This is a genomic window from uncultured Methanobrevibacter sp. (assembly GCF_937881195.1).
In the GTDB taxonomy this organism is placed as follows: domain Archaea; phylum Methanobacteriota; class Methanobacteria; order Methanobacteriales; family Methanobacteriaceae; genus Methanobinarius.
The window spans coordinates 1-12810 of sequence record NZ_CALGFC010000073.1; the positions used below are offsets into that span (position 1 = coordinate 1).

Annotated in this window: 8 protein-coding genes; 5 read left to right on the top strand and 3 right to left on the bottom strand. The window is 25.8% G+C overall.

Annotation, left to right across the window (positions count from 1 at the left end):
* Positions 1-913: carboxypeptidase-like regulatory domain-containing protein (locus Q0087_RS09685; RefSeq protein ID WP_297899922.1), on the top strand; the 913-nt coding region annotated here is incomplete at its 5' end.
* A 311-nt stretch (positions 914-1224) separates the two neighbouring features.
* On the opposite strand, the gene argF is transcribed toward Q0087_RS09685, so the two are convergent.
* Positions 1225-2127: an ornithine carbamoyltransferase gene (gene argF, locus Q0087_RS09690; RefSeq protein WP_297899924.1), complete on the bottom strand. Its 903-nt coding sequence runs from the start codon at positions 2125-2127 to the stop codon at positions 1225-1227.
* 252 nt (positions 2128-2379) lie between these two features.
* The gene (purD, locus tag Q0087_RS09695; RefSeq protein ID WP_297899926.1) at positions 2380-3693 is read right to left on the bottom strand and encodes a phosphoribosylamine--glycine ligase; all 1314 of its coding nucleotides are present in this window, start codon (positions 3691-3693) and stop codon (positions 2380-2382) included.
* A 1055-nt stretch (positions 3694-4748) separates the two neighbouring features.
* Here purD and Q0087_RS09700 point away from each other — a divergent pair.
* The 3 genes from Q0087_RS09700 (at position 4749) to surE (ending at position 8178) form a co-directional block, all read left to right on the top strand.
* Positions 4749-6533, top strand: coding sequence for an acetolactate synthase large subunit (locus Q0087_RS09700; protein ID WP_297899928.1), 1785 nt, complete (start codon positions 4749-4751; stop codon positions 6531-6533).
* Complete coding sequence (gene ilvN, locus Q0087_RS09705; RefSeq protein WP_297899930.1) at positions 6534-7049, top strand: acetolactate synthase small subunit; 516 nt, start codon at positions 6534-6536, stop codon at positions 7047-7049.
* A 352-nt stretch (positions 7050-7401) separates the two neighbouring features.
* A complete protein-coding gene (gene surE / locus Q0087_RS09710; RefSeq protein ID WP_297899932.1) occupies positions 7402-8178 on the top strand; it encodes a 5'/3'-nucleotidase SurE in 777 nt (258 codons plus the stop codon).
* Positions 8179-8614: 436 nt separating this feature from the next.
* Here the strand turns inward: surE and Q0087_RS09715 are convergent, their stop codons facing one another.
* On the bottom strand, positions 8615-10000 hold the full coding sequence (locus tag Q0087_RS09715; RefSeq protein ID WP_297899934.1) for an MATE family efflux transporter: 1386 nt from the start codon (positions 9998-10000) through the stop codon (positions 8615-8617).
* 851 nt (positions 10001-10851) lie between these two features.
* Here Q0087_RS09715 and ilvC point away from each other — a divergent pair.
* Positions 10852-11898 carry a ketol-acid reductoisomerase gene (gene ilvC, locus Q0087_RS09720; RefSeq protein ID WP_297899936.1) on the top strand — a complete coding sequence of 349 codons (1047 nt, stop codon included), beginning with the start codon at positions 10852-10854 and terminating at the stop codon, positions 11896-11898.
* The last annotated feature ends 912 nt before the right edge of the window (positions 11899-12810 follow it).

The window sequence follows — 12810 nt, forward strand, 5'->3', positions numbered from 1 at the left end:
TTTTACTAATAGTACAATTTTTAGTGTTGTTAATGCTTCTACTAATTCTACTATTGTTGTTCCTGGTGGTCGTGTAGGTCAGCAGGCTACTATTAGTGGTGTTGCGGTTGATGCTAATGGTAATGCTTTAGTTGGTGTTAGTTTAACTGTTGTTATTGGTGGTTCAACTCAGATTGTTACAACTAATAGTTCTGGTGGTTGGAGTTTGAATTATACTCCGACAAGTTCTGGTAATTTGAATGTTGTGGTGTCTTGGGCTGGTAATGGTACTCATACTGGTTTTACTAATAGTACAATTTTTAGTGTTGTTAATGCTTCTACTAATTCTACTATTATTGTCCCTAGCGGTAAGGCATTCCAAAGTTCTATTATACGTGGTGTTGCTACTGATGTTAATGGTAGGCCAATAGCTAATGTTCAATTAACAGTAACTGTTAATGGTCGAAATTATACGGTAACAACCGATAGTGTTGGTGCATGGAGCTTAAATTATACTCCAACAATTTCTGGAAGATTGAATGTTGTTGTTAGTTGGACAGGTAATGCTAGTCATATTGGTTTTACTAATAGTACAATCTTTAGTGTAGCAACTGGTGATAATCCTTCTAATGGTTCTGTTAAGCCAAATATTAAGCTTATTAAAAGAACTAACAGTAGGGTTGTTAGACATAAAAACATTGTTTATATGAAATGGTTGACTTTTAAAAACATAGGTGCTTCTGGCTCACAGATTGTAAGTGGAAAAGTAATTTATAAAAACTTTAAATATAAATTATGGAAAGTTTACAACAAAAACATTAAATACAGATATGGAAACAATAAGCTAAAATTCAAAGTTAGTTTAAAATCTGGAAATACCTTTAAACTAAAACTAAAAGTCTACAGACCAATAAAAAGAAAAGCAACAAGTTAAAAAAATATTAAACAATTTGTTAAAAACTCTTAAATCAATTTTTTACTTTTTTAAGGGTTTTATTTTTTTATTTTTTTATATATTATTTTAATATAATGTCAATTGATTTATTTTTGTTAATATATAAAAAAATAATGGGATATGTTATTTAAAAAATTAGTTACTTAATATAATACTATTATTTTAATTAGAAGATTTCTAAAAATGAGAAAATTAAAAAATAGTAGAAAACTAACTTTATTTATAAATAATTTTAAAAATAAATATTATTTTTATTTATTCTATTTTTATTAATTCATTTTTTATTAATTTTATTTTAAAAAATAGTAAAGAACAGCTTTTTGAGCATGTAGTCTGTTTTCTGCTTGGTTGATTACTGCAGATTGTGGCCCATCAATGACTTCACCACTTACTTCTTCTCCTCTGATAGCAGGTAAACAATGCATAAATATTGCATCTTCATTTGCTAATTCCATGAGTTTTTGATTAACTTGGTATTTTTTCAGAGCTTTTTTTCTTTTTCCCTGTTCTTTTTCATCGCCCATACTGACCCAAACATCAGTGTATATTACATTAGAATTTTTTACAGCAACTTCAACATCACTTGTAATTACAATATAAGAATTATTTCTTTTAGCTATTTCATTTGCTTTTTTAATAATATCTTCGTTTGGTTCATAGCCTTCTGGGCAAGCTACCGCTATATTCATACCAATACATGCACATATTAGAAGTAAAGAATTACAAACATTGTTTCCATCCCCCACATATGTAAATTTACCGTTAAAATCTCCAAAATATTCTTTAACAGTTAAAATATCTGCGAGAGCTTGGCATGGGTGTTCAAGATTTGTAAGTCCACTTATTATTGGAACATCTGATTCTTTTGAAAATTCTAGAACATCTTCATGTTCAACAGCTCTTATCATAATCCCATCTACATATCTACTTAAAACTTTTGCAGTATCTGAAATTGGCTCTCCTCTACCCATCTGTATGTCATTATTAGATAGGAAGATAGCATTACCGCCTAGCTCATTCATTCCAACTTCAAAAGAAACTCTTGTTCTAGTAGAAGATTTTTGGAATATCATAGCTAATGTTTTGTTTTCAAGAGGCTGTTCAGTAATTTTTCCCTCTTTAAATTTTGTAGCCAATTCTAATATTTCAGGAATTTCATCTTTTATGTCACAAATTGATAAGAGACTTCTCATTTTATCCACCTAATGGTGTTATTGACAATCTATTAATTGTCTTTTTATTATTTTATTATTTCTTTTTATTATTTTATTATAAATTTTAATTGATTTTTTAAATTATCTTATATGTTTCTTTTAATATTTAATGTAATAGTATAAAATTATTATAATAATTAGTTTTAAATTAATAATATTATAATAATTATAATTTTAATTTAGACATTCAAAAACTTTTATTACCAATCAAAATTTCTAAAAAATCGATTTTTATCCACGAATTTCCTTCATATGTTCTATTCTCTGTTGAATCAATGATTCTTTTCCAATATCCTTTCTATGGTATAAATTTCCTTTTACATATTCACATGCTTCTTCAGCAATTTTTTCACTTTCTTCAATTGAATCAGCAATTCCAACAACTCCAATTGCCCTTGAAGAGGAAGTATAAACTTTCCCATCCTCTTTTTGATTAACTGCAGCATAATAAACTTTTGCTCCAATTGATTCAATTTTTGCTTCGTCTACGATTATTTCTTCATTTGCATATTTAGTTTCTGGATAACCATCAGGAACTATGTATTTACAAACTGAGGAATAAGGTTCAAATTCAACATTTCCAAGATTTCCATCAACTATAGATTTGCAAACTTCTATCATTGGAGTTTTCATTAAAGGTAGGACATTCATAGCTTCAGGATCACCAAATCTTGCATTATATTCAATTAAACGTGGTCCATCAGAGGTAAGCATAAACTGACCATAAAGAATTCCTTTATAAGGACTAGCTTCTTTAGCTATTGCCTTTATTGTTTTTTCCATTATTTCGACTGCTTTTCCATAGTCTTCTTCTGATAAAAACGGAAGTAATCCATCTTTATTAGAATATGATCCCATTCCTCCAGTTATTGGCCCTTTTCCACCTTCAAAAGCATATGGGTGGTCCTGTGCTGCTGGCATTGGTGCAAGGTTCTTCCCATCTGAAAATGCTTGAATTGTAAATTCTTCTCCAACAAGTTTTTCTTCAATAATTACTTGAGGAAAACCTCCCATTTTAGTATCCATAACCTCTTTTGCATATTCTTTTGCTTCTTGATTATCTTTAAGATGCTCACCAACAATTTTTACTCCTTTTCCTCCAGTTAAACCAACTGGTTTTATTACCGCATCTCTATCAAAATCATCAAGGAATTTTTCTATATCTTCGTAATTATCAAATACTTTATAAATAAGGGATCCTTCAATATTATAATTTTCAAATAAGTTTCTCATAAATGATTTGTCTGTTTCAATTTTAGCTGCTTCAATGTTAGGTCCAACACATTTAATCCCATTTTTCTCTAATTCATTTACAATGCCTTTTCCAAGAGGAGCTTCTGGCCCTATAACTGCAATTTCAATATTATTTTCCATTGCATATTTAGATACAGCTTCAATATCTCCTTCATTGCCCTGTTTAAATTCAGCTATTTTAGCTATCCCAGGATTTTTATTAGACATATAAGAATATAATTCACAATCATCTTTCAACGATTCACAAATAGCGTTTTCTCTAGCTCCAGTACCAACAACTAAAATTTTCATTACAAAACTCTCCAAAATTATTTATATTATATATTCCTTGTTTTAAATTATTAGATTTATTAAATTATTAGATTTATTAAATTATTAGATTTATTAAATTATTAGATTTATTAGTAATATTTAATAATTAATTTTATTTATTAACTATTTTATTTAGTAATTTTTTATAATTAATTTTATTTATTAACTATTTATAAGTAATTTTTATTTATAATATGTAGTATATTTTATATTTTATGATAATATGTTGGATAATATAAGATTTAATTTGTTATAATAAGGTTATATTTATTTTTTTGCACATTATAATAAATTATAATATTTTTTATAAAATAAATTATACTAATATTATAAATTTTATCATATATTTAAACATAGTTTTAGTCTACTAATCTTAAGTTTTAGTCTACTAATCTTATAGTTTTAATCTACTAATTTTATTTTTTTAATTTATTAATTTCATTTAAATTAACTTATTTATATTCTAAAATCATATATAAAAATATATTAATATATAATGTAATGATAAATAATTATAAATATGAATATATAGAATATTTTATTATACAATTTTATTATACAGTTTATTAGTAATTTTATTGTAATATTTTATTAAATCTTTTTAAATAGTTCTTTATGTATTTTATATGTTATTTATAAACATAATTAAAAATTTTATATATATCATTTATATAATTAACATTTTTTAGATATTTTTAAAAGTTTTAATGGATCTTTTGATTACATTTTTAAAATTTTTAGGTCTATTTTGAATAATTTAATAATCAATATTTTAATTTATCACTTATTAACTTGTTTAACTATTTTAAATAATTCCTTTGATTCAATAAGGATAAATATGCGATAAAATAGAATATGAAAATAAGATATTCTAATAGAATTATAATAGAATATGAAAATAATATAGTAATAGGTAGTAGAAAGAAAATTTATCAATGATAAAGAAATCAAAAATGTGATTAAATAAATTGAATTGATATAAAAAATTTAAAAGCAGATATAAAAGTTAAAAATTTAGAAATTTAGGTGTTGAAATGAAAGGTGGAGAAGCTATAATCAAAGCTCTTATTGAACAAGGTGCAGACACAGTCTTCGGATATCCAGGAGGTCAAGTACTTCCTTTATATGACATGATTTATAATTCTGATTTAAATCATGTGTTGGTGAGACACGAACAATCAGCATCTCATGCTGCAGATGGATTTGCAAGAGCTAGTGGAAAAGTTGGAGTTTGTATAGCTACTTCTGGACCTGGAGCTACTAATCTTGTAACTGGAATCGCGACTGCATATATGGATTCATCTCCTTTTGTAGCGATTACTGGCCAAGTTCCGACTCATTTAATTGGAAATGATGCGTTTCAAGAAGTTGATATGCTAGGTATAGCTATGCCTATAACAAAACACGCATTTCAGCCTAAAAATCCTGATGAAATACCTGCTATGATCAATTCAAGTTTTGAACTAGCTAAAACTGGACGTCCTGGCCCTATTGTCATTGATGTTCCAAAAAATGTTCAAGAACAGGATTTAAGTGATTATTTCTCTAATATTGATAATTTTTCTGAATTGACTCTGGATACTCCAGGATATAGTCCTACTATTAAAGGAAATCCAAGGCAAATTAAAAAAGCTTCAAAAATAATAGCTAACTCTTCTAAACCAATAATATTAGCTGGTGGAGGAGTAATAATCTCTGGAGCTTCAAAAGAATTAAAAGAATTTTCAGAACTTATACAAGCTCCTGTAACCACAACACTTCTTGGAAAAGGATCTTTTCCTGAAGATAATGATGCATATCTCGGAATGTTAGGAATGCATGGTAGAAAAGTTGCTAATTTATCTCTCGATGAAAGTGATTGTATAATAGCTATTGGTTGTAGATTTTCAGATAGAACTACTGGAAGTATAGAAGAATTTGCAAGAAACTCAAAAGTCATTCATATTGATATTGATCCTGCAGAAATTGGAAAAAATGTTGAAGTTGATGTTCCTATTGTTGGAGATGCTAAAAATATCTTAATCAAGCTAATAACTGATATAAAGACTTTAGATATTAAAAAAATTAATCAAAATTCAATTGAATGGTATAATGATACATTATTATTTAAAAAGAGCTGTATTCCTCGGTTAACTTATAATGAAACTCCTCTTAAGCCCCAGCAAATTATAAAGGAGATAAGTCATGCATTAGATGAAGATTCAATTATCACAACAGATGTTGGTCAGCATCAAATGTGGGCAGCTCACTTTTTTGATACTATAAAACCAAGAAAATTCATAAGTTCTGGAGGGCTTGGAACAATGGGATTTGGATTCCCTTCTGCTATTGGAGCTAAAGTGGCTATGCCCGAAAATGATGTTTTAGCTGTTACTGGTGATGGAGGATTTTTAATGGTATGTCAAGATTTAGCTACTGTTAAAGAATATGATATTCCTCTTATTATCTGTTTATTCAACAATAGAAAACTTGGAATGGTTTATCAATGGCAAAATCTTTTTTATGAAAAGAGACTTTCACACACGGATCTTGGTCAAACTCCTGACTTTTTAAAGCTTTCTGAGTCATTTGGTGTAAATGCAGAAAGAATTACTGAAGTTGGCGAAACAGAGAAAGCTATAAGGGCAGCGAAAAAAGATGGAGAAGCTATATTATTAGATATTGTAATCGATAAAAATGAAGAATTGCCTATGGTTCCACCAGGATGTGGAATTACTGATATACTTGGTGAATATAAAATTGAAAATGATATCACTGGTATTAATGGGGGCAATAGTGATACAAACGATACTATAGCTAACAAAAGGGGTGGTGATTAGATGGATTCTAAAAAACAAACAAATGAACTAAAAAGCCATGTAATCAGTACATTAGTAGAAAATAAACCTGGGGTCCTTCAAAAAGTATCAAGTCTTTTTACAAGAAGGGGTTTTAATATTGAAAGTATAACTGTTGGCCAATCTGAAACTGAGGGTTTGGCAGCTATGGTTATAATTTCTAAAGGTGATGAAAAAGTCCTAGAGCAAATTACAAAACAACTAAATAAATTGATTGATGTTGTTAAAGTTGTTGATTTAGATCCCGACAATTCTGTAAAAAGAGAATTAGCACTTATAAAAGTTAAAACTACTAATGAACAAACAAGATCTGAAATTATTCAGCATGCTAATATTTTTAGAGGAAAAATTATTGATATTGGTCCTTCAACCATAACGATTGAGATTACTGGTGACCCAAATAAAATAAATGCTTTAATTTCTCTATTGACCAATTTTGGGATTAAAAAAATTGTTAGAACTGGCCCAACAGCTATTGCTCGTGAAAGCATTCTATAATTATTTCCAATCTTTTTATTTTTTATTAATTTTATCTATTTTTTATTTTTTATATTTTAGTTTTTATATTTTAGTTTTTATTTTTACTTTACCTATTTTATTTTTTTTAATTCTTTATTAAATAGAATATATTACTTTAAAAATTTTACTCTTATTTTACCAGATTTTCAGTTTTATTTAGTATATTAATATAGTAATTTTCCCCCCCATTTGGGTATTTTATATTAAAATTATCAAATAAAAAATACTAAAGAAAAAATACTAAATTAAAAATAATAAATTAAAAATAATAAATAAAAATACTAAATAAAAATACTAAAATTACTTTAATAATAAACTACAACATACTACCATGAAAATTTTAATTAGTAATGATGATGGAATTAACTCCTCTGGGATTTTAGCTGCTAAAGAAGCAGTTGATGAATTAGGGCATGTTACTGTTGTGGCCCCTTCTTCTCAACAAAGTGGAATTGGAAGAGCTTTAACTCTCTTCGAACCTTTAAGAATAAGTGGAGTACAATTAAAAGATGGTAGTCGGGGATTTTCTGTTTCTGGAACTCCAACTGATGCTGTCACTTTAGGGATCTTCGAATTAATGGAAGAACCTCCTACTTTAGCCATTTCTGGAATTAACACTGGGGAAAATATTGGAAAAGGCGAACTTACAACTTCTGGAACTATGGGTGCAGCTATGGAAGCTGCTTCTTATGGCATTCCAACTATTGCTGTTTCTCTTCAGGTATCTAGGGGAGATATTAAATTTGAGGATGGTCATGTTGATATTGACTACTCTTTTGCAAAAAAAATTTTAAATAAGGTAGCTAAAAATGTCATAGATAAAGGATTACCTGAAGGTGTTGATTTACTAAACTTAAATATTCCTTCAAATCCAAGTAGTGAAAAAATAGCTATAACTTCTTTAGGAGATAGAATGTATAATCCTCATATCGAAATGCGTTTTGATCCTCGTGGAAAACCTTATTATTGGATTGATGGAACTCCATTTAATGGCGATGTTGAAGGTACTGATGGTTATGCTCTTAAAACCCTTAAAGTTCCCACATTAACACCACTTTCTATGGATTTCACTTCAAATTTGGATTATTTATCTAAATGGTTTGATTAATCATTTTTATTAAATAAAATGATTTTATTAAATATCTGATTTTTATAAACTGTTTGTGGAATGATTGTTTTTTATTTATTTTAAATTTTTACTCTTTAAAATTTTTAACTTTTTAATTTTTAACTTTTTAGTTTTTATTTCTAGTGATTTTTATTTTAAAAAATTTTATAATAAAATAAAATTTTATTATATTTAATAAAACTCTTTCTTTCTTGAATTATTTAGTGTTTATACTTTTTTTTATTTTATTTTTTAGTATATTTTATATTACTTTTTTAAATAGTTTTGAAAGTTATTTTAGCATTTTTATATTTATTAAAGAGTATATTTAATCTATATAATCTAAGGAGGATATTTAATCTATATAATCTAAGGAGGATATTTAATCTATATAAGCTAAGGAGGATATTTAATCTATATAAAATAAGGAGGATAGCTAATCTATATAAACTTTTTTAATCTCTCTAAGGTAAATTTTAGTATATATATAACTAACTAAATAACCTACTAATCCTCCTAAAGAAAGACCCCACCAAATACCTATGACTCCCATGTTCCATACAAATGCAAATAAATACATAAAAATAATTTCAAATACTAATGCTCTTTGAATAGTAAGAGTTAATGAAATAAATGCTTTTCCAAGCCCTTGGAATGTAGAAGATGAAATTATTCCTAATGGAAGGGCTATACAGAATACACATAATATTCTCAAAAACTCTACAATAGAAGGTATTAAATTTGTTTCTGAATAACTGAATATCATTGCTATTTGTGGAGCAAATACAAATATTATAATACTAGTAACTATTGAAATAGATAATCCTAACTTCACTGAATAATTATATGTTGTTATTAATTTTTTAAACTTCCTTGCACCATATGCGGCCCCAATAACTGTTAAAGTTGCAGTACCTAGTCCCATATGTGGAATCATAGCTAAATTTACTATTCTCCAACCTGCTGTATAAACTGCAACTCCTAATGGCCCAGTAATATATGATAGCATAAAATTTATAACAAGTGAAACAATTGAGAATATTATTATTTCTGATGTTGCTGGAATAGCTATTGAAATTATTTCTTTAATAATTCCAAAGTCGAAACTAAATCTTTCTTTTGATAGAGTTAAATAAGTATCTTTTTTTATTATTAGCCAATAGAATATTATGAATGAAGATATAAATGATGAAAGTAATGTTGCATAAGCTGCACCAGCTAATCCTAGATTAAGAATGTATATGAAAATTGGGTCAATTACTATATTTAAAACAGCAGTTATAATCATAACATTCATTGCCCTATTTACATCTCCTTCGGATCGAAGAATACTAGCTCCAACTGATGAGAATAATAAAACAATTAGCCCTGCTAATATTATCCTCGCATATTCTGCTGTTAGACTAGCTACTGATGCTGCACCCATTAAAATAAGAATATCATTTAAAAAGAATATTAGTATTATAGGTGCAATAATAGATATGACTAAAGTTATTATAAGGCCATGAATAGCAGTATTATCGGCTTTTTTTTTATTTTTAGCACCAATAGATCTAGCGATTAAAGAATTAGCTCCTGCTCCAATACCATTTCCAAGGCCAATTATTATTAAAAATATTGGCATGAAAAATCCTAAAGCTGCTAAAGAGTCTGTTCCGAGTCCAGCTACCCATATAGTATCTGCTAAATTATATGCAAATGTAACAAGCATCGAAACCATTATGGGCCATGATAATTTTCTTATAGCCCTTTTTGGATCTCCTGTTACTATGGATATATTATCATTATTATTTTCATTAGCTTTTTCGCTTTCATTATTCATTAATTTCACTTTAATTTCCTTATTTATTCAAAAAAAATCATTTCAATTTTCTAATTTTTAAATCGGTATAATATTTAATTATATTATTTATCAAATCATTTTTTATTATTTTAATTTTATTAACTATTACTAACTAATAAAATTTATTTTAAAGATAAAATACTCATTAATACATTAATATATTAATTAAAAAACAATAATGCTCTTTAATAATTAACATAAGTTATAAATATTTTAATTAGAATTAACTAATTATAAATTTTATAATATTAATAGAATAAATCAAATATTCGTAAGATTAGAACATTCATATATCTAAAAAAAGATAAAAACAATTATATAATCAATTATAATCTTATATAATAATCTTATATAATAATATTAAAATAATATTAAAATTGATAAAAATATAAAGATAATAATATGAAATATTTAATAATCAGAAATATATTAATCAAAAATTATGATACAATAGATTTATAAATAGAACTACTATATAAAAAAAAACGAAAATTTTTAAAATCAAATAGCGATTCATTTTTAAATTTATAAAAATAAAAAATTTTACAATTAATTAAAATTATAATTCTATATATTATAATCTACATATTATAATTTCATATTATTATAATTTCATATTATTATAATTTCATATTATTATTTTAATAACTCATCATTTATATAGTTAAATTATAACATGGTTAATTATATATGATAAAAAAATTATAATTATGATGTGATAAATTTCTACACAATAGTATAATATAATAAAATATTATAAATTGATTAATATTATTTTTAATTCAATTTGATTATTATTGTCTGATTTATTGTTATTAGGAGAATTTCAAATGAAAATGTATTATGATAAAGATGTCGATGTTAAAGCTTTAGCTAATAAGACTGTAGCTGTTATAGGTTATGGTAGCCAAGGAATGGGCCAATCACAAAATATGTCCGATAGTGGATTAAAAGTTATTGTTGGTTTACGTGAAGGAGGAGCTTCCTGGAAAAAAGCTAAAGACGATGGGATGAATGTTAAAACTATTGAAGATGCTGCTAAAGAAGCAGATATAATTCACATATTATTGCCTGATGAAATACAAGCTGATGTTTATGAAAAATCAATTGCTCCTTATGTAAAACCTGGTAATACAATTTCTTTCTCTCATGGTTATAATATTCACTTCAAATACATAAAAGTTCCTGAAGATGTAAATATAACTATGATAGCTCCAAAAGGTCCTGGATCCATGGTTAGAAGGACTTATTTAGAAGGTTTTGGAATTCCTGGTCTTGTAGCTGTTGAACAAGATGCTACTGGAAATGCACTTGATGTTGCTTTAGCTATGGGTAAAGCTTGTGGATTATCTAAAGCGGGAATCCTTGAAACTAGTTTTAGAGAAGAGACTGAAACTGATTTATTTGGTGAACAAGCTATTCTATGTGGAGGAGTTACAGAACTTATAAATGCAGGTTTCACAACTCTTGTCGAAGCAGGTTATCAACCAGAAATTGCTTATTTTGAAACATGTCATGAATTAAAACTTATTGTAGACCTTATTTATGAAAAAGGGTTTGCTGGAATGTGGCATGATGTTAGTAATACTGCTGAATTTGGTGGATTAAGCCGAAGAGATAGGATTATTAATGATGATGCTAAAAACGAAATGAAAAAAATCCTCGAAGAAATTCAAAAAGGTAAATTCACTAAAGAATGGGCTCTTGAATCTACTGCTAAAATGCCAATGTTAAACAGAATGAGAGAACTTGAAAGTGAAGAGAAAATTGAAAAAGTTGGATCTAAACTTAGAAAGGCATGTGGCTTAGAAAAAAAAGCTAAAGAAAAAGAAGAAAAAGTTGTTGTTGTAAACTTCGATAAAACTGAAAAGAAATAATTATTTTATTTCATTTTAAATTTTCTTATTTTTTTAATATTTTTATAATTTATTTTAATATTTTCATATATTAGATTATTTTTTAATTTATTTTTTAACAAATTATATTCTATGATTAGTTTTAACAATTTTATTTTTATATTTTTTTCGATTAGTTTATATTTGTTTTATTAAATTTAAATAATTTTAAATTCATTTAAATACTTCATTAAATCATTTATTATTTTTCTAAAAATCTATTTTTCAATATATCTAATTATTTGAGTTTTAAAAGTCTATATAGTTAAAATAGTGTATAATTTTTAGAATAGTATATACCTTTAAATAGCATAATAGAAATAACATTTTAATTTTGAAATAATAAAATAGTAATAAAAATAATAATTTAAGAAAGAAATCTTCAATCCATGGCTTATTTTAGAGATTGTTAAATAATATTTTTATTTTTTTATTCATCTATTATCATTTGAACAAAATTATAGAAATTTTTACAATATATTCTTTATTTAACATTTAAAAACATGAATTCCAGTTCTTCTAATAAAACATGTTTTTTCAGAGGAGTTATAATTGAAGAAATCTTTCTCACGATGTTTATTTGTTTATATATTTGGATATCTAATACAAAAAATTGTAATTAGATATTTATTACTATTTTCTTAATACTATATAAATATTTGTTATTACTCTTTATTTATTTATTTAAATAGCTAGTATTAATATTCATTTTTTACTTATTTAATATAACTATCGATATAACTGAAAACTTTATTATCATAACAATAGTTACTTAATACCCTCAGTTTTCTTCTTAATTTTAATATATTTATATTTAAGAAATTATTAATCTATTGATTAAAAATAAATTACTTTAAATAGTTTATTTATTTATTTATTTAATTTATATTCTTT